Annotated in this window: 12 protein-coding genes; 2 read left to right on the top strand and 10 right to left on the bottom strand. The window is 44.0% G+C overall.

Annotation, left to right across the window (positions count from 1 at the left end; all coding sequences use genetic code 11):
- Positions 1-111: 111 nt before the first annotated feature.
- The 4 genes from bicA to RID09_RS09135 all read right to left on the bottom strand — a co-directional run bounded on the left by bicA (position 112) and on the right by RID09_RS09135 (position 5,129).
- On the bottom strand, positions 112-1,821 hold the full coding sequence (gene bicA / locus RID09_RS09120) for a bicarbonate transporter BicA (protein ID WP_446335627.1): 1,710 nt from the start codon (positions 1,819-1,821) through the stop codon (positions 112-114).
- Positions 1,822-1,870: 49 nt separating this feature from the next.
- Complete coding sequence (locus tag RID09_RS09125; protein WP_446335628.1) at positions 1,871-2,734, bottom strand: universal stress protein; 864 nt, start codon at positions 2,732-2,734, stop codon at positions 1,871-1,873.
- A gap of 44 nt (positions 2,735-2,778) precedes the next feature.
- Positions 2,779-4,197 (bottom strand): SulP family inorganic anion transporter, encoded by a 1,419-nt coding sequence (locus tag RID09_RS09130; protein WP_446335629.1) that lies wholly within the window; start codon positions 4,195-4,197, stop codon positions 2,779-2,781.
- Between the two features lie 713 nt (positions 4,198-4,910).
- Positions 4,911-5,129 (bottom strand): hypothetical protein, encoded by a 219-nt coding sequence (locus RID09_RS09135; protein WP_446335630.1) that lies wholly within the window; start codon positions 5,127-5,129, stop codon positions 4,911-4,913.
- 160 nt (positions 5,130-5,289) lie between these two features.
- Between RID09_RS09135 and RID09_RS09140 the strand changes: the two genes are divergently transcribed.
- Positions 5,290-6,246 carry an arsenic resistance protein gene (locus RID09_RS09140; protein ID WP_446335631.1) on the top strand — a complete coding sequence of 319 codons (957 nt, stop codon included), beginning with the start codon at positions 5,290-5,292 and terminating at the stop codon, positions 6,244-6,246.
- A gap of 160 nt (positions 6,247-6,406) precedes the next feature.
- Here the strand turns inward: RID09_RS09140 and RID09_RS09145 are convergent, their stop codons facing one another.
- Positions 6,407-7,291, bottom strand: coding sequence for a mechanosensitive ion channel family protein (locus RID09_RS09145; protein WP_446335632.1), 885 nt, complete (start codon positions 7,289-7,291; stop codon positions 6,407-6,409).
- A 2-nt stretch (positions 7,292-7,293) separates the two neighbouring features.
- Positions 7,294-8,502, bottom strand: coding sequence for a MarR family transcriptional regulator (locus RID09_RS09150; protein ID WP_446335633.1), 1,209 nt, complete (start codon positions 8,500-8,502; stop codon positions 7,294-7,296).
- A 395-nt stretch (positions 8,503-8,897) separates the two neighbouring features.
- Between RID09_RS09150 and RID09_RS09155 the strand changes: the two genes are divergently transcribed.
- Positions 8,898-9,542, top strand: coding sequence for a hypothetical protein (locus tag RID09_RS09155; RefSeq protein ID WP_446335634.1), 645 nt, complete (start codon positions 8,898-8,900; stop codon positions 9,540-9,542).
- A gap of 51 nt (positions 9,543-9,593) precedes the next feature.
- Here the strand turns inward: RID09_RS09155 and RID09_RS09160 are convergent, their stop codons facing one another.
- The 4 genes from RID09_RS09160 to RID09_RS09175 all read right to left on the bottom strand — a co-directional run bounded on the left by RID09_RS09160 (position 9,594) and on the right by RID09_RS09175 (position 19,205).
- Positions 9,594-12,863 carry a patatin-like protein gene (locus RID09_RS09160; RefSeq protein WP_446335635.1) on the bottom strand — a complete coding sequence of 1,090 codons (3,270 nt, stop codon included), beginning with the start codon at positions 12,861-12,863 and terminating at the stop codon, positions 9,594-9,596.
- Between the two features lie 680 nt (positions 12,864-13,543).
- Complete coding sequence (locus tag RID09_RS09165) at positions 13,544-16,402, bottom strand: tetratricopeptide repeat protein (protein WP_446335636.1); 2,859 nt, start codon at positions 16,400-16,402, stop codon at positions 13,544-13,546.
- Between the two features lie 203 nt (positions 16,403-16,605).
- Positions 16,606-17,787 carry a hypothetical protein gene (locus RID09_RS09170; RefSeq protein WP_446335637.1) on the bottom strand — a complete coding sequence of 394 codons (1,182 nt, stop codon included), beginning with the start codon at positions 17,785-17,787 and terminating at the stop codon, positions 16,606-16,608.
- Between the two features lie 416 nt (positions 17,788-18,203).
- Positions 18,204-19,205: a phosphoribulokinase gene (locus RID09_RS09175; RefSeq protein WP_446335638.1), complete on the bottom strand. Its 1,002-nt coding sequence runs from the start codon at positions 19,203-19,205 to the stop codon at positions 18,204-18,206.
- Positions 19,206-19,983: the final 778 nt, after the last annotated feature.

Raw genomic sequence — 19,983 nt, forward strand, 5'->3', positions numbered from 1 at the left:
GTGGCTCTCCCGTACTTGTGGTGGAAAAGCCTATATTGATGAATTGACATTATTTGTATTCCTAAATAAAGGTTTACCCGAACCGGAAGTCAGCTAAGAATATAGCCCCGTTCAGCCGACAGAAGGAAAAGATTTGTCAGTTCCATCGTAACTATACTCTTGCTTTTCTCGAACTAAAGCCAAACCTTCTTGCAATGCAGTCAGGCGATCACCCATCCAGTGCTGTCCGGGAATTAAACCGGCAATACCTAAGGTTTCTAAGCGACGTTTTACTTTCCCGGTTGCGCCAACCACGATCACCTCTCGTCCGGCATCAATCGCCTCTTGAATGGCATTCTCGATTGCCAAAGAAGATGTTACTCCCAGGATAGGAACGTCACCTAAATCGACAATCAAAACATCATAGTTAGCAATCGCACTATGTTCTCTGGAAATAGCTTTTGCCACACCAAAAATCATCGGACCACTCAGATGGAACAGTAAAACTCGCCCGTTCGCTAAATCTAAAAATTGCTTTTCTTCCTCGGTCAGGACAATTTGATCATCAGCGTCAGTAATTGCTTTAACCGAATCAGATTGAAGTTGCTCAAGACGTTCAATCGTCAAGATATTCGCGATGAATACCCCAACAGCTACAGCTACCATTAAATCTACAAACACCGTTAGCAGCACCACACTGTAGACAATTCCGGCTGCCTTCCAAGAGATTTTGTGAACCCGTTTGAGAAAGCCCCAATCAATAATATTGATTCCTACTTTTAAAACAATCCCAGCTAAGACAGCCAGGGGAATCACAGACGTTAAGGGAGCAGCCCACAATACGACGATTAAAAGCACTAAAGCACGGCTAATACCCGATAATGCAGTGCGTCCACCGGCTTGGATATTAACTACAGTAGCCGTTGTCGCTCCAGAACCAGCAATCCCACCAGATAAGCCAGTAATTAAATTAGCCACACCTTGACCAATTAATTCTTTGTTGGATTTGTGTGTGGTTCGAGTGAGACTGTCAGACACCAGGCAAGTTAACAGGCAATCGATGGAACCCACCATGCCCAACACCATTGCATTAACAAACATTAACCTCAAATTTGCCGGTGAAAAAGTAGGCATTTGGAATTGAGGCAAACCGGGAGTAATTTCTCCAATCGTGGCAATCGTGCGAATCTCAAAACCACTCAATAAAGTTAGAGAAATTGCCGTACCAATGACTAAAGCGACGAGTTGTGGTGGAACAACCTTTTTAAGTCGAGCAGGGTACAAGAAAAGAATGGCTAAGGTTATTGCCCCTAAAATAGTTTCCCAAGGATTGATATTAGCGATTAAGGTCGGTAAATTCTGAATGACGCCAAGGACACCCCCTTTAGGAGTTTGTTGTCCTATAAAAGGAGCGATTTGCAGAAAAATTAGAATGACCCCAATTCCCGTCATAAATCCGGAAATCACGTTATAGGGCAACATCGTAATATATCGCCCCAATCGCAATACCCCAAAGAGGATTTGAAAGACTCCTGCCATCATGATGACGGTAAATGCCATTGCCAGACCAGTTTCAGCAGGATTATTAGCAGTTAGTTCGGCAATGACGGCGGTGACAATGACTGTCATGGGGCCTGTTGGCTCAGAAATTAGGCTCGGTGTACCGCCAAATAAAGCCGCAAAAAATCCGACTAATATTGCCCCCCATAAACCGGCAGAAGCACCGGCTCCAGAAGCGATACCAAACGCTAATGCCATCGGTAAGGCAACAACCGCCGCCGTTAACCCCCCAAGAATATCTCCTTGTACGTTACGGAAATGGATTTGATTGGTTATGTTCACGAGAATTTTTCCTCCATTTAAAAATCAAGCTGAATTTATAGACGTTGAGTTAACGAAATAGCAATACAGGAATATTGCTACTTCTCAGCAGTTGGGCAGTGATACTACCAATGACTAAATGCCGAATGCGGCTATGCCCGTAAGCGCCCATTAGTAAAAGACTGATATTTTGCTCGGTAACATAGTGAGCAATAGCTTTTTCTGGTTCACCTGCTATCAAGCTAAAAACTGGCTGAAATCCTCCTGTATACAACCATTCTTGAGCCTCATTCAGTGTGACCATTGCTGTTTGATCTGAGTTGCTTTTAGCCACCGTCAGCAGATGTATCTCTAAACTTTGAAAGACAGGAGAATCTCCTAAAAATTGCAGGATTTTTTTCCCACTTAGACTACCGTCATAGGCAACCAAAATGCGCTCAATCGGTTTAAATTCGCGGGGAGTAACTAAGCATGGCTTACTACTACTACGAATAATTCGATCTATATTGGCTCCTAAATGTCCCGATGCAAACTCTGCGGCTTCTCCCCGTTTACCTAAAACAATTAAGTCGGAATTTTCTTCAAATTCATGAAAGCAATCTACCAAAAATCCTATTTTGTTGGTTAAATTAAACTTTTCTACACCCTCAGCCTTGAGAAATTTAGCTGCATTTTGTAAAATCAACCTTGCCCGTTGATTATTCAGCTTTGCTTTTTCATGTTCTAAATTAACCAACTCATTCAGTAGTTGTTCTGAAGCACCAAGTCCAATACTACCGCTCAAGTTTCCAGTAGACGCTACTTTTTGACTGCGAATATCAGTAACAAATAAAACATTGATTTGGGCATTGAATTTGGTAGCAAACCAAGCTCCATATTTATAAACATTTTCAGCAAAAGATGAGCCATCGGTACAAAGCAAAATAGTTTTCATTATGGTTTTATCCCCTAAAAGTAAGAGGGTTAAAAGGCAAAATTTTACTGTTTTTTCAGGGTATCGGAGTTTTGATAAATTCCCAATTTATTCAGCAAGGTAGCACTAGCGTCATTCAGTCCAATTAGCTCCACTTCTACTCCATTGCGGCGAAATTTAAGTACCGCTTTATCGAGTACCTCCACTGCCCCCTGATCCCACAGGTGAGCATAGGTTAAATCAATGGTGACGCGCTCGACTAGTTCTGTAAAATCAAAAGACTCTAGAAATTCATCTCTGGATAAAAAGAAAATTTGTCCAGCTACTTTATAAATGCAATGAGAGCCATCGTCACTCAGCACTTTATCCACAAAGACTAACTGGGCAATCTTGCGAGAGAAGAATACGGTACTCATGACGATACCTGTCACCACGCCGAGGGCAAAATTACGGGTGAAAATTGTCACAAACATCGTCGTTAACATAACAGCGGTTTCAGTGCGGGGGATGCGCGGGATATTTTTGAAGGATGACCAGCGAAATGTACCGATTGACACCATGATCATCACGGCGACTAGAGTTGCCATCGGCATTTGCTTAACCCAATCTTGTAAAAACAATATGGCAACTAACAGGAAAACCCCAGACGCAAGAGTTGATAGTCTTCCCCGTCCGCCAGACTGCACATTAATCACCGATTGTCCAATCATTCCACACCCCGCCATACCCCCAAAGAAGGCTGTAACCATATTGGCGATGCCTTGTCCTTTGGCTTCTTGGTTTTTATCACTGGGGGTATCGGTGAGTTCATCCACCAGTGAAGCCGTGAGAAATGACGCCAACAAACCTACGATCGCTAAAGTCACCGAATAGGGCAAAATAATCCTGAGTGTCTCTAGAGTTAACGGGACTTGGGGCAGGGCAAAACTGGGTAGCGCAGTGGGTAACTCTCCCATATCCCCAACCGTGGGAACATCGAGCTTTAGTGCGATCGCGGCTATCGTCATCACCGCCAGTGCCACCAAGGGAGAAGGCACTGCTTTGGTAAAGCGAGGCAGAATGTAAATAATTGCCAAGGAAAGGATAGTCAGCACATATACAGTCGGCGGCACATTCGTCAGTTGGGGCAACTGGGCGAGGAAAATTAACACCGCCAACGCATTGATATAGCCAATCATCACCGCCCTAGGAATAAATCTCATTTGGCGGCTCAGTTTTACCACCCCAAACAGAACTTGAAAGACCCCTGTTAACAAGGTTGCCGCTAATAGATACTGCAAGCCATGATCTTTAACTAAATCAATCATCAGCAGCGCCATCGCTCCTGTGGCGGCAGAAATTGAACCGGGTCTACCTCCTAAAAACGCCGTCATGACCGCAATAATAAACGAGGCGTAAAGCCCGACTTTGGGATCTACCCCGGCAATGATCGAAAAGGCGATCGCTTCCGGAATCAGAGCAAGCCCCACAACTGCTCCTGCCATAATGTCGCGCTGAGTGTTAAAAAACCACTCTCGCCTCAGAATTGCCCTGTTCAAGTTTCCTCCTAAATGTAGCTGTCCGAAAAAAAGCAAGACTCTTGACGCACTGCGTTTGGGCCCACCCATCATGCGATCGCGAGAGAAACAAGTACGATAAGGAGAAAATAAGCTGTTGCTAGCGCTTTAATTTAGAGACTTAAAGAGCGCACTGCACTAGCTAAATGCTATGTATTGGTGAAAACTCACAGCTTGCACCAGTGGCAACAATCCGCCAGTGGTTTTAACCACTGTCTCATAGCTTAAGTCGTCTAAAGACGACTGGATAAGAGTTTTAGTCTACTTAAGCCGTAACGCCGGAGCTTTAACTCTGGGCGGGTGAGAGCAGCTTCCTGAGAACGGTGCAAGAGCTCAGTTAACTCACTGACTGCAACGAGAACCAATCCAACTCAGACCAGCATTTACTCGCCAAGCTTTGTACTGGTGGATGAGAGCAACTTTTCGTCACAGTAAAACTTTAGTTCCACGCTAGGGTGGACAATTCCAAATACTTAGGGCTACTGAAGAACTCACTTTTTGCAGCATTACTTGCATCTGTTGCTGATGAATACCCACAAGGAAACTTATGGTTTGAAGTCAGCATATCACGACAAGTTTACAAGTTGCAATAAAAATATAATTTTCTCTTTGTCGCAGAAGTTGTGGGGCTTCTTGCGAATTCAGCTAAATCTCACCAACTCTAGCCACAATTGCCGCGATCGCATAAACTCTTCATCACTAACCACTCGAATCCCAGCTTGGCGCACAGATGCAAGATCGGGAGCGGGTAGATCGGTCACTAGACCTGCACCTCCATCTACCCATAGGGCTGTCCACAGCGCATCAAGGAGCGATAAAAGCACCAAGAGCAGTCCGAGAATAAACAGTAGAACGTTCACCGCAGTCTTAAATAATTCAACATTGAGATTCTGTACTGCGATATCTTTGCATGCAGAGCAGTTTACCGAACCTAACTAAAGGCATAAACTTAGAGGCTAGAGCCTTTGGGACGTAGTCTTTCCATGATTCTGGCTTCTGGATGTAACGGAGGTTACTGATTTGAGTCGGACTGAAAAGCTCCAAACAGTATTGGTCATTACAGCTATCTTTATTGGGCTAGCGTTAGGCCAAATATCTTGGTTCTCTGAAAATGCCGTTCATTTAATTGTCCCGGCTCTGATGGTGATGCTCTATGGAGTATTTCTGAATATTCCATTTAATCGCTTAGCGAATGCGTTTCAAAACTATAAAGTGACAGGGCTAAGTTTAGGAATAAACTTTCTCTGGACACCCGTTTTTGCTTGGGGACTTGGAGCAATTTTCTTAAGAGACACTCCCGATCTATGGGTAGGACTGATTATGCTGATGGTTACACCCTGTACAGATTGGTATCTTATCTTTACTAGCCTTGCTCAAGGCGATGTTGCGCTTGCCACTGCTCTACTGCCCTGGAATCTGCTCTTGCAAGTCATTCTCTTACCCGTTTATCTCTTGATATTTACTGGAAGCCTGATAGATATTGATGCAGCGATTCTGCTTGAAAGTGTGGTGTTGGTTTTAGTTGTGCCGATGCTTTTGGCATTTATCTCAAAGCGTCTAATCAAACCGCAAAATCGTATTTTGCACCGCTTGATACTAAAAATTGCTGCTAATCAATGGCTATTTCTTTGTGTGGCGATCGCTGCCATGTTTGCCTCACAAGGAGAGATTTTGATTGAACAACCAGAGTTACTATTAAAAATGCTGCTCCCGGTCTTAATATTCTTCGTTATCAACTTCTGGCTAGGTCAAATCATTGGGCGTTTAGCTCACTTTAGCTATGAAGAAGTGGCTTGCTTTAATTGCACAACCCTTGCCCGGAATTCACCCATTGCCTTAGCGATCGCCACTTCTACTTTTGGAGAACGTCCCTTAATTGCCCTTGCCTTAGTCATCGGACCTCTGATTGAACTCCCCGTGATGGTTTTAGTTTCTCAGTCATTACTGCGACTACGTCATCAAAAGGGACGCTTTTAGTTGCGAAATCCTCTTAACCTTGAAGTAGAATATAGGGTTTATAGTGGATTTAAAGGTTAAAACTAAGCGTCGAAGACTAGGTAAATGTGTAGTTAAAAAAAAGATTAGTATTTTCACTTTTTTCTCAAGCCCTCACCGGACAAATTTAAACATTAGCTGCTCAGGGGCAACTGTCATTGTTTTGGATACCTGATAACCTTGGGTAAGGTAAATTTTGGCGAGCAAAGGCTTGCTTGGCACGGCGAATCAGATCGGTTTTATAGATAAATTCATCGCGGGCATCCATTGGGTAAGACCGCAGCTTGAACTGAGTACCCCAGAGTTGTTCTTGCATAACAACTAAAATGGGGAGCTTTAGCTGCGTATATTTGCTACTGTAAGCTGCCTGGTACAGAATCTGGATGACTTGTTCAGCATCTACAGTATGAGCAAAATAAAAGTTAGTGAGAACCTGAGCTTCTAGCTGTCCGCTGTTGGCATTGGAGACAGCTTCAGTCCAGATTTTGTTGTGGGGAATAGAGACAATGTTGTCGTCAGGAGTCTGGATTCGAATTTCACGCAAACCATAGTCCACCACTTCACCGTAATGATCTTCAATTTGAATGCGATCGCCCACTCGATAGGTAGCTTCAAACAGTGCAACTACTCCTGCAATAATTGAACTCACGTAATCCTTAAAAGCAAATCCTAGGGCAATAGCGATCGTGCCTGTCAATGCGAGGAGGTTCTCCTGAGACAAGTTCAGAAACAGATTCAGGAGATAGGAAACCGTTAGGATCAAAATCAACCCTTTCAAAAAGGGCAAAGATTGTTTGATCAATAATCGAAAGCGGCGGGGAACTCGTTCTGAAATCCAGCTAGTGAGCGACTGAATGACAAATATGCTCCCATAAGCGATCAAAATAACGACGAGAGAACGAAAAATTTTTTGCAGCGTAATATTAGCAAGAACTCGTTGCGGTAAAATTTCCGATGCCTCGATTTGTGCCAACAACGCCGGCATTGTCTGAACAAAACTGATCAATTCAAAACCCGATAAACTCATGGTTAATCCTCGCCAACAAAAAAGTTATTATTCGTCAATTCAATCTTCAGCTTGGCATAATGGGCAGCACGTACTGATAGCATGCCATTGCTGCTAGCTAGTACCCCGGCTCGCAATAACCCCTGAATCTGAGCTTGGATTTGGCTTTCTGCTTCACCCAAGCTCAGGGCAAGATGGGTATGGCTCATTTGCCCATGAATTAGCAACGAATGAAGTAAATAGCGGTCAATCCCCGTTAATGATGGCAAACTAGGCAATGTGGGTGTAGTTTGACGTAAGGTAAAACGGGTTTTGTTGGTTGTCGCTGTCTCGCTCAAGTTCAATTGAGATAAATTACCATCCTCTAGTTGATCGCGCTCGATTCGTAAGCTATTTAGCCATACGCCAACGGCAATACTACTGACACCAGAGGATTGACTGGCAAGAGTCCTCCAATATGCCTGACCAAGATTATCTTCTGAGTCTTCTATCGCCTCTGGTTCAACTATCGTTTTGGCAATCGGGTTTAACCAGGTTTGAATCATCGCTCCATCTAGTTCCGGTAACGGTTTCACCTCGCTAAAATAGGCGCTAATCTGGCACACAAAATCCAGAAAATCCCAAGCCCAATGGTTACAGCCTATAACCCAAAAGCAATTGCGATTATGAATGATCATGTCTCGTAAGTATTCAATGCTATTCCAACCCCCAATACAGCGCAGAAAACATTGCTCCAGACAGGGAATCATCACCAATGTTTTTCGATCATCCAGGGAGTCTGCCTCAAGTAGACCGTCAGTATCCTTAGGGTTTTTAACATCAATCTGTGGGTAGGCTTGCAGGGCTTGCTGAATTTGTTGAGACATGATTAATGGATCATGAGGGCGCATTCGGTAAGGTAGAGGTGTGAATACCTCTACGGGGGGATTGTGCCAGGTTTGCAGACTATCGCTCAAAATTTTGGCAATTGGTTCTACGGGGCTGCCCAAAATGATCAAACTATTGGCGGCATCCAGGTGACGTTGCCAGTTTTCAACCCCATCGGTGATCGCCTCTTGCACTGTGGTTTGATAGACCTGACAACAGGGGAGTGCCTGGATTTTTTGCTCCAGTTGAGTCTGAATCCCATCGGGCAACTCAACCTCTTCATCCTCGATTGCTACTGCTGCTTGCGCCTGGGTAAACCACGACTGGAACTTTTGCCAAATTGAGTGAACTAAAGAATGAGTCATCAGGTTTCTCCAGATGATTCATAAGAAGGCTGTTTCATTAACAATACTGCTATAAGTTTTTGAGAAGCTTTAATTAGTGTAAATTCAAAAGGCGGCGGCGGCAAGTTGGCATTTCAGATTTATGTCTTTTGCTAGATTCGGTAAATTGCGCTTCAGGCAAAAATACACCGGAATGAAGTCTTAATCCCCGTCGCGGCGGCTGGGAGATTGCGGCTGCTTTTACAACGCTTAGCGGGATGTTTATGATTACGATGGTGGTTAGTTTCTTACTGTCTGTGATTGGAGGCGTGACGACTAAGCAATAACTTTATGTGCTAATACAGAGGAAGATACAACTATGCGTATCACTGATTAAGCCGAACCCGGATCGCTAACGTCAAACTATCATACCCACGATGCGACCTGACTTACAGGGACTAGAAATTACCCAAGGAGAACTCAAACATTTGAGTGGAGTAAGCGTTCATACCCTCCTGAAACCCCCAACTCTGCCCAAATTTATCGCAGAGATTGCTAAAACCATTTTGATTATTCTGCTGATTAGTTTAACTGGGTTTGTGCTGATCCAGGTTTTTCCAGAACATTTTACGTTATTAATTTCTGTCCATTCCACTCTTGCCATTACTTTATTCTTAAACGATATTCGCAAAATTGCCATTAGCCGCAAATGTCGCAATTTAGTCAGACTGTTTGAAGATGTCCACCGATTTAATCGGGTGATTAAAGCGATTGATATTAATGATAAAATTGAAGCCGTCGGCAATCCTGGTGTAAGCTTAAAAAATCGAGGACAAGTCATTCAGGCACTTCGGCTAACCCGTGACGATATTATTCGAGCCTTGAAAACGGAACGAATTTTGAGAGAAAATGCCCGATTTATCAAATACAATTCTGAACTATTTGATAATAATCTCATGGCATTGACAGCTTTACAAGTTAGCGATCAAGCTACGGAACATGGACGTTTACTTAATGAAGCGTTACAGATTGTTGTGGATGTGCGACAGGAAATGAAAGCGTTACAAAATCGGCACTTATAAACATAAAATTTTGAATTCCTCGTTTCCATTTCCTTGGCGAATGACGAATGACTAAGACTTTTTCAAAGCATACCCTAGTAACCAAAACAATAATATAGCAATGAGCGCGATAGCTGTGGGTATAGGCGACTTAGAAACAGTAATCACCACACTGATAACTGCAACGAGTAGGAATATTACCTGTAAAATTAATATCAGTGGTCGCTTTCCGATAAAATTGCGACTTTGAAACGCGGCTGGACTTCTCAATTGTAACCACCAGTAGACGAGTTGTAATGATTTATTCACAAATTGATAGCTTAAAAGCCCTTGAAGTTTATTCGCACGTCGCTTTCCTAGAGTAGTAATCATAATATCTCGCAGGATTAAAGCCGCACGAGTAGCAAGATTTGCCAGCACAATTCCGGGAATATCTTTTAAAATAGTTTCTTTACCAATCCGGTATTGATTGCGAAAGAAGTCTTCTTTGGCTTGAGGCGAAAACCTCCCAATAGCATCTTTGGCTAATTTTCCCGCTGCTAAAGTATTCACCGTTTTCTCAAAATAACCGGGAACGGGTTGATAGCTTGGTGGTTCATCACCGAGTTGAGTCAGCAATCGTTCCACATCATCCGGATCAGTCGGTTTAACCCGCTGGCGATTCCAGGTTAATTGTTCGCTGATTTCATCTTCAATCACGGTTTCTAAGTCGGTCATTAAAATTGAGCGATGACCTTCTAAAACCAGATCGTCTAAAATGATATGCATCGCTGCATCAGACAGGTTTGGCTCAGCTAATAGGCGAAGATGGGATTTTAGTTTCTGGCGAGTGTTGACTGTGCAATCGGGGAAACAGTCTTGAATGAGTTGTTCGATGTATTCATCTTCTGTACATCCTTCTTTGTAGGTTTGTCGCGCCAAAAAACGTGAAAAATTTTGCACCGATTCACGGGTAACTAAGGCTTCAACAATGCGATTGAGTCCATCCAATCGCCCCCACAACATATCATTGGAACGCCAGGATTTCTTAAAAAATCCGCCAAAAGCTCGAAAGGTATCCCCCGCTAATTTATCATCTAAGGTTTTCCCCTTACCTAAACCTAGCTGAGCATCATCTGGACTAAAGCGGATTGTCTCAATGATATCTTTTTCGGAAAGATTGGTTAAATATTCAAAGGGATAAAGTACCCGATCTAAGTGACAGAAATTTTGATAACGATTGATAATATCGTCACAATGAATGAGGTTACTATTTTTAATTAATGTTTCTGATGCCTGATCAATTTGATAGAGAATGGAGCAAAAGAGTTCACTACAGTTGTCCGACTCGCTATCCTGATATTTTTGAGCCAACCAAATACGATTAAGGAGTGATGGGTCATTATCGAGTTGGCTAATTTTTTGCTGGAATTGTTCAATAATACTGGAAATCTGTTTTTGCGGTAACCAGTCCCTCGGTTTTTCTTGAAGCTGGTCTAATTCTAATTCTAACTGTTCTGCAGCGGTGGGTAATGTCTTAAAAAAGTTGGCGGGAACGAACTCCAGGCGATTTTGGTCTAAGCCGGATGGGGAGAGGTCATCTAAACCATCCGCATCCAAGAAGAAGCGGTGCAAACGCAAGAGGCGATCATAGACTTGCTTGCGCCACTGTTGTTGAAATTCCGAATCCGAATTTTCTAAACTTTCCTCTAGTAAACTGTAGAAGGATTCACTAACTTGAGGATGACTGAGTAATGTATCTAAACTAAAGCGAATAACTTCTAGCAGTTTAAGTTGTCGATTTAAACGACTGACAAGTAATCGCTGCTTATTATATTCAACGATATCGCTTGTTTCATCGAGATGTTTAAAGAGCTTATCAATAATATAGAAATGCTTCCTCAAGGCATAGTCTATATCAAGATTACGAATTTGCTGACTGGCTTGTTGAAGAATTATGTCTTTATCTTGACGGTCTGTCTGGCTAGTGATACCCGCTATTAGCTGTTGTCCTGTTTTATCTAAAATGACTTTTTTATCCTCCCCTGAAGCCGTGGTTTGCTCTCGATCCATGCGTAAAATCAGGGGGAGGATGCGATCGCGTAAACCAATCAGGCGACTGCGGAGGTAAATCTCTTCATTAACGGTAATTTCGTTAGCTGTGCCCGGTTGGGCTGGGTCTTTTGTTTCTACACTGGCGAGTAAGCTATTATAGCGGTAGATTTTATCATTTTGGGCTTGGATTAACTCCAAATCGTTGCTAATGCTTTCATAAGTGGGGAGTCCGACTAACGCATCCTGAAGCACTTCCCAGGTGGTGGGTTTCTCCATGGCATTAAATTTGGGATTCCCCAAGAAGCGATCGGGATTGGGGTCGATATAAATCAGCTTGCGATCGACGGGACGGTTAGCGGTGCGAAAATAGATATCTTTAATCGTGTAACTAAACGGGCGATTATCCAACACTCCACCATCAATAAAATGGAGTTGATAACCCTCTTTTGGTCGTTGTTCGGGTAAGTCACGATTCTCCAATTGTCCCCATTGGATCAGTCGCTGATCGACATCATTTGTATCTTCCTTTAAACCCACATTAACCGATGGAAAAGCCACGGGAAAGCATGAGGTAATTCGACAGAGTTTTGCCAGGGATTGATAGGTTTGTTCCGGAGTCCGACTTAAATCTGCTGGGTCACTATTCGGATTAAAGGGTTCGTAGCGTCCTTGACGATGCTTGAGGCGAAAAATCTGGCGGTGATTTTTGACTTCAATGACTTGACCGGTATCGTCAAATACCTGGGAAATGCGTCCCAGCATATCGGTTCCGGTGACGAATAAATCGAGTTCATTAAACTCAGATACCCACTCTCCCTCTGGCGCATCCGTGCGATTATAAATGCCTTTTTCAAACGCTTCCGCTAGGGCTGTTTGATAATACCCTGCACCATCCAAAACCGACTCCCGTTGGGTTTCCTGGGTTGAGGGGTGATGCATTAATTCGCGGATATTCCCACTCTCACGCCAAATTTGCCCAAATTCTTGAAAGTCAACAACCGCGTCTTTGGTGCTATTGGCAAGGGCGTAACTCAGCAACACGCCATTAATACCGCCGGCTGAGGTTCCGGAGAGGATATCCACAACAATATCCGCATCCGTTAGGGCTTTTATCAGCTTATAGATACCTCTACCCCGTACAGCATTATAGAATTCGCGGCAGATACCATTCATATAAATGGCGAGAGAAACACCACCATAAACGACGAGTCCTAAGCGATGTTCGCGACGAAATTCCGGTTTTGGGAGGGGGTGACTGGGGGTAGACATCCTGCGATCGCGTCTTGAGGTGAGATATCCCCTATTCATAGCACGTTATCGCTGATTGGGGAAGTTCCCCGACAATTGCATCAGCGCGGGTTTTGCCCCGTCGCGCCTATCGGTGCTATCCTCTCCCTAAACCTTCCTCTACCTGAATTAGGGCGGGTTTAGTCACATCTTTTGTGCAACCGAAAAGATAATAGTGAAACCCCCATGAGACGTTATAACGCAACTTGGTATCATAAACAAATCCAGGTTAGCTATCCCCGTTATAACCCAGTCCGCGCAGGCGGACTTTGTTTGTGTAGCAGCGATTTCAATCGCCGTGGCAAAAGGGGGTAATAAAGGCGGATTTGGTATCAATCCCCAAATAAAAAAGAGAGCCACTCTCTCATGCAACTCTCTGGGGTACATCTACTACTCTTATAATCGCCTTGGGGGATTAGGAGTGTCACACTCAGTTTAAGATCAGTAGCACACAGGTAATACTGATCTGTTATTTTTTGCTGAGAGACTATTACAGGCGTTGCACTGACCTTAACCATTAATTGGGCGGTTAAAACCGCAGCTACACAAACTAAACCCGCCTGCGCGGGTTTCCACACCCCTAGTTTTTCATTAGTCCGCGTAGGTGGACTTTGTTTCGTTTGGTTCCGCGATTTCCTTTTCAAGAAGGCTTAAGTTTACTTTGTTATTGATTGCGTTCCTCACGCAAGAACTGCAAATTTTCACAGATAGATAGTGATTGTTAGAGGATGTTCATCTCCCAACAGGCGTTTACTCACCTCTAAGGCTTGCAGATACAAAGGTTCGGCTTCACCATACCTTTTCTGTGATGAGTAGAGTAGAGCCAGATTGTTCAGACTGCATGCCACATCGGGATGGTCATCTCCCAACAGGCTTTTTCTCAACTCCAAGGCTTGCAGATACAAGGGTTCAGCTTCACCATACCTTCCCTGTAATGAGTAGAGTTCAGCCAGATTGTTGAGACTTCTTGCCACATCAGGATGGTCATCACCCAACAGACGTTTTTTCAACTCTAAGGCTTGCAGATACAAAGGTTCGGCTTCACCATACCTTTTCTGTGATGAGTAGAGTAGAGCCAGATTGTTGAGACTTCTTGCTACATCGGGATGGTCATCACCCAGTCGGCGTTTATCTAACTCTAAAGCTTGCAGATACAAAGGTTCAGCTTCACTATACTTTTCCTTTGATAAGTAGAGTCCTGCCAGATTGTTCAGACTGGCTGCTACATCAGGATGGTTATCACTCAGGAGGCGTTTACTCAACTCTAAGGCTTGCAGCAACAAAGATTCGGCTTCACTATACCTTGCCTGTGATTCGTAGAGTAGAGCCAGACTGTTCAGACTTCTTGCCACATCAGGATGGTCATTACCCAGCAGACATTTTCTCAACTCTAAGGCTTGCAGTAACAAAGGTTCGGCTTTTTCATCCCTTCCCTGTGATCTGTAGAGATTACCCAGATTGTTCAGACTGGCTGCTACATCAGGATGGTTATCTCCTAAACGCTCTCTCGTTATCGATAAGTACTGCTCGTACCAGGGTAACGCTTGTCTGTAAAGTCCTTGACCTTGATAAAATCGACCTAAGCCAACAAAAAACCACATTAAAGCCTCATCACTTAACCAATCCTTTTGAGTCGTTGCAGCTTCTGCTAAGTGCGGAATCATTGGGGTAGCTATGACAATATCATCTTTAGTTGGCGTCTCAGGAATCTGCTGTGCTACCCTGACCATTCCCAGACAAAACCGTTGTTTAAGTTCTGATGCTTCCGTTAATTCCTCTAACTTCCCGTTCAAGAATTCCCGAATCAGTTGGTGCAGTTGATAACTCCCTTTATCTACCCGTTCCAATAAACTCCGATTCACCAATTCATCATCTCTAGCATCCTCTAACTCTTCTACATCTTCGTCTAACCAGCATTGTTCCACCCATTTCCAAGGAATGGGAGCCAACGCAAATACACTCAGCAAACCAGCTAACTTTTGAGCCTCTTGACTCAGTTCTTGCCAACTCAACTCAAATGCCGCTTCAACCCCCAATTGTGCGGTCATATCCCCATCTGGATTTTGTAGAGAACGGTGCTTTAACTCCAAACGTTGGCACATTTTCTTTAATGACAAATCAGGCTTACGCTGTAAATAGCGCCCCACTAATTCCAATCCCAAGGGTAAATAGCCTAATTCTTGACACAGACGTTTTGCCTGTTCCGGTTCTGCCTCTATTCGTTCTTGTCCAATCAATGACACTAGCAAAGCAATCGCGGCTTCTTCTGTGAGTACATCTAGATGTATTCGTTCAAAAGATGCCCCTAACCTTTGCCGTCTGGTGGTGATTAATACTTTAAACCGCGATTCCGCAGGTGGGAGATAGGGTTTTATCTGCCGATAATTTCGCACATCATCAAAGATGAATAGGACATCCCCTAAACGCCAATGTCGCCAGCAGTAATCTATTTGTTCTGCTAACTTTAACCCATCGGGTAACTGTAAATCTAATTGAGTTCTGGCAAAACTAACAATCTGAGTTCCAACTACCGCCGCCCCCGCTTGTATCCAGCACAAGCCACCGGGATAGGTTCCCTGCTTGCGGTGGTGTTGGGCATATCGCAGAGCTAATTCGGTTTTACCCACGCCTCCCATCCCAGCTACGGCACAAATCGCGATACGCTCGGTTTGCTGTAATTGTTGATGTAATTGTTTCAGAGTTTCATCGCGTCCCACAAATTGAATTACACCACTACGGGGTAGATTGTGGGGAATTTGAGGTGAGAGTTGGTTGGGATGATAAATATCTGTATCACCATCCCAATTTCGACGATACAAATAAGTGGGTAATTGTTTTTTATCTAATGCCTTAAATCGCTGTTTAACCTTCTCGGTAATTACCTCCATATCTGGCGGAAAACTACCATTCGATTCCTCCGCCAAGGCTTCCCTCACCGCTTGGGAAAAATATCCGGTTTTTTCCTCGCTAACCTTTGCCTTTTCTCCCTCTCTCGTTGCTAGCAGAACAAACTGCTGACTTTCAGTTTTTGGCTTGCCACTGGGAAATGTCTTAGAGCCTAAATTCGTCGGTCGCCCTTGCGACTCTAAAATATAATTGGCACAGGCATCAATAATACAAATATGATGGGAAATTTTAAAACTATCTGAACTTAAATAAACCAGTAATGAATCCAAATCCAGATTCTGCCAATTCTGTTTCGTTGCATTGGCACAAAGTAGGCGACGGTTTCGGGTTGAGGTAATCAAACCATGTCCCGCCCAAAATAGATAAAGTAAATCCCCTTTTTTCTCAGACAGAACATCGGTAATTAGAGTGGTAATATTTGACTCGGTTGCTTCTTCTATTACCCATTCTGTTGACTCAGCCAATGTGCCATTTCCGGCTAACGGTGACAAGCACAGGCGAATATTGTCTCTGGGAACGCCTCGCGCACTAAGCCACTGAGCAAACTTTAGAGCATCATTTACCTGTCCATCGACATTCCAACTATTTTCTTGGTATTTCTCGATACCAACAACTAATCCATAAGTTTGTTCTGGTTTAACGCTAAATTTCATGTCCGCCTAAAAGGAGGATGTAGAGATGTGCCATGGCACGTCTGGGAGCTGGGGGAGATATCACCTTTGTAGTTATACCAAATCCGGGGAACACTATCCCCGTTATAACTCAGTCCGCGCAGGCGGACTTTGTTTGTGTAGCAGCGATTTCAATCGCCTCCTCTTGCTTACTTACGCTCTACCAAACATACAAGGTAACTCCTTTATGGCAACCGGGGTATAATAGCCTTCCATACTGCTTTATTTGTCCAGTATGCCCCATGCGATCGCGGAAAGGGTTGTTTGCTATCCACCAATACATCTTGCACCTTATTGGGGAAGACATTTGCGCCAATATAACTCAGAAAATCCCGCAAGTCATAGATATTTAACCAACTGGGAAAATAATCCGGTAGCGGTTCCCCGTATTCTAAACTGTAGAGGGCATTAATTTCATAGAAAAACGGCGCTTGAGAACCGGCTGTAATCAGCAATTCCACTTGTGGGAGAGGGTGTTGAACCAGCAAATCCACACAAGCAATCCCGCCTAAACTATGCGCCAATAAGACGACAGGAGGTTCCGCCTGCTCGATTTTAGCGCGAATGAAATCACGGATGCGATCGCCCCGACCTTGATAGAGCAAAATATCACAGGGCGTCGGTGAAACTGACTGGGTAATGATTCCCCGCCTGCGCTTAAGGTAAAACGTGCCAATTGGCTGTGCTAACTGAGATAGAGGCTTCACCACCCAATCCCCGATTCCCAACTCCGCCTCCCCCAACGCCAGACTCAGGAGTTTCACCACCTCTTCCCTTAATTCAGCATCGGTGAGTATGGGAGGATGTTTTTCCTGTTGCTCGCACTCAAACATTGCCTGAGCTACAATCGCTCTAGCTATAGCGTCACGGTACTCCCCCAACTCCTCTGAGGCGTTTTGTAATGCTTGATGATAAGCCTCACTCTGGATAACGGTATCTCGCGCCTGCTCAAACACCTCAGCGATTCCCGCCACATCCAGTTTGGCTTGGAGTTCAGTAGACGGATTCAGGCGTTCGACGCGAGAGTTTAATTCATCACCCGGTTGTTCTCCAAAGGGATTCCCCCCCGTCTCATCCCCAGGTTTCAGCGATAGTACCTGCAATTCATAGAGAGGATTGTTGTAGAGTTGTTGCCAAAGGACAATGGAATAATCCTCTTCTTCCTCATCTAAAGCTAATGTGGAATCATATAAAGGAATAGAAGCGCCTTGAGCATTCAGTTTTGTCCCTAATTCATCACCCCAAAGACAACGCTCAACCTTGATATCTGGGCGTTCAAGATGAACGGTTTTCTCGATGAGTTTGAATGTTTCTTCATATCCAGGATTCCGGACTCCGGTACCGTGGACAAACAAAACTGTTGTCATCGTTTTTTAACGGGGGCTATGGCTGAATGAAAGGACAAATCAGCCTTATTTCGGTAAAGTGAAAACCAACTGCTTTCTCAAAATTCTCAACAACTTGAAAACCCGGGTTTTTAACAAAGAATCAAGGTTTCCAATCCGTTAGCCTTTACCGATTCAACCAATGCACATTATCTCGTGTTTGTCAACCTTATCAATGGACAATTGATAATTGATAATTGATAATTGATAATTGATTAATTGGGTCTAAGACCTCTTCGTTCACGAAGAAATTAAAAAAGATTTTCCTTAATTTCAATCCTCTTCTTTTAAGGAGAGGTCATTATCCATTGTTCATTATCCATTGTCAATTTGTGAATTGTACAGCCATCCCACGCCATAATGGTTGATTTGGCGTGGGAAACATCAGGCTAAATCAGCTATACACTCGCTGTCACTTGCGCCTTCGAGGTCAACCGTTCGTAAGTGGATCGCATCTTCAGACCGACCAGAATTTGGAACAAGCCAGAGCCATTGTTAGAACCGGGATAGTCCTTGTGCTTGAGCAACAGTTCGGTCATCTCGCCATAGTATTTCGTGGAGGTGTTGCTGAGGTGACTTTCGATGTAAATCATCTCCTCTAGATTGTCAAACTGACCATCCACTTCCAACACGGAAACATCATGACCGAAGTAGCTATCTGGACCATAGTACAGCTTGATACCAGGATAGGCACAGGTCAACTTACGACCGCAGGGTCTCCAGTCAATGGTTGATCCTTCATCAAACAGATACACAGGCTCAAAGCCTTCTACACCATCTTTCTGAATCAAGCGCACCCGCAGGATCTTGGATTCCTTATCTTCTTTGATCAACTGAGTCGGTAATATCTGAATTACGACATCAGCAAACTCTTTTTGGGGTTCGATGTAAGCGGTAAAGTCAGGGCGTCTAGCGTTAATAGATGCCAGAATATCTTCGTAGGTATGTCCCCGTTCTGCCATGTCACGCTGGATTTTCCAGTTTATCTTCACTTCATCGCTGATATCAAGATAAACGCCGAAATCAACCAGCGATCGCACACGCTCATCATACAAGGGGTGCAATCCTTCAATGACCACGACTTTATTGGGTTCAACCCGTTCCGGTGGGTCAAGTTCACCCGTCTCGTGGTTATAAATTGGCTTATCAATTGCCTGACCATTTTTGAGCGCTTTAACTTGCTCATACATCAGGTCAAAATTGTTCGCCTTGGGGTTAAGCGCTGTCACCCCTGCCGCTTTACGTCCTTTGCGGTCTAAGCTGTGATAGTCATCCAAGCAGATGACCGTCATAAACTCTTCACCAAACAGATCTGCCAAGCGACGCAGAAAAGTTGACTTCCCGCATCCAGAGTCTCCAGCAACGGCTATTAATACCACGCGGTCTAGCTGAGTGGTCATAGTTTCCCTCTAACGCAAAAAATAGTTTCAAATAGAGTTTCCAGCAATCCAAGTCCCAAGTCTAGTCAACCCATCTGTTGATCGCGTGCCTTTAACCCGTTACAGATTGGCAACAGGTGTGAGTCTTTCCCAGGGGATAAGACTCCAGTCAGACACGGGTTAAGTATTTTATACTAGCGGCTGTTTGTGGATTTTACCAAAATGAGATTTTGTCTACAAGACTTAATGTTTCTCCTTAATTCCTTAACATAATCCTAAAGGGAGTTGTGCCAATTGGATCAATAAATTTAAAATTGACTCCATTTTGACCCTGGATCGGTCAGTGACTGAGTTCTCCTAGTTGAGCCATCTGCGGGAAATGGCGTCCTGGGCAGATACCCATGGGAGTCCGATAAGTTGGAGCTTTACGAACTCAACCGATTAGACGTATTCTAAAGTATACATGAACGCACTTGTAACCTAATTCATTCCCTCGCCTTGAGCCGAGGGGAGTTGGGAGCGTTGCAAAATGTTAAGCTGATAGTACTTTCTTAAGGCTTTACTGGGTTAATCTCAAACTCGGCAGTAGAGTCAGCTTGTGTTGCCAAAGGCAATTTTTGGTAAAGGATTGCACAAGTTCATGCATCGGCGTCATAGAACCCGTCGTTAACCCAAACAGGTCTGACGGGGGCTTGTAAAAAAGCATGGAGCGACTGAAACCCTGATGGGGAGGTTGCTTCTTTCGTCGCGGATTGATGAAGTGCTGTACTCATCAACATATCGTACAGAGTTGGTTTGG

This window comes from Coleofasciculus sp. G1-WW12-02, assembly GCF_040219735.1.
GTDB lineage: Bacteria > Cyanobacteriota > Cyanobacteriia > Cyanobacteriales > Coleofasciculaceae > Coleofasciculus.

Bases quoted from the DNA above. Each gene is read 5' to 3' on its own strand.
- RID09_RS09175 (WP_446335638.1), bottom strand. From the start codon at position 19,205: ATGACCACTCAGCTAGACCGCGTGGTATTAATAGCCGTTGCTGGAGAC.
- RID09_RS09170 (WP_446335637.1), bottom strand. From the start codon at position 17,787: ATGACAACAGTTTTGTTTGTCCACGGTACCGGAGTCCGGAATCCTGGA.
- RID09_RS09125 (WP_446335628.1), bottom strand. From the start codon at position 2,734: ATGAAAACTATTTTGCTTTGTACCGATGGCTCATCTTTTGCTGAAAAT.
- RID09_RS09145 (WP_446335632.1), bottom strand. From the start codon at position 7,291: ATGAGTTTATCGGGTTTTGAATTGATCAGTTTTGTTCAGACAATGCCG.
- RID09_RS09160 (WP_446335635.1), bottom strand. From the start codon at position 12,863: ATGAATAGGGGATATCTCACCTCAAGACGCGATCGCAGGATGTCTACC.
- RID09_RS09155 (WP_446335634.1), top strand. From the start codon at position 8,898: ATGCGACCTGACTTACAGGGACTAGAAATTACCCAAGGAGAACTCAAA.
- RID09_RS09130 (WP_446335629.1), bottom strand. From the start codon at position 4,197: ATGGCAGGAGCAGTTGTGGGGCTTGCTCTGATTCCGGAAGCGATCGCC.
- RID09_RS09165 (WP_446335636.1), bottom strand. From the start codon at position 16,402: ATGAAATTTAGCGTTAAACCAGAACAAACTTATGGATTAGTTGTTGGT.
- RID09_RS09150 (WP_446335633.1), bottom strand. From the start codon at position 8,502: ATGACTCATTCTTTAGTTCACTCAATTTGGCAAAAGTTCCAGTCGTGG.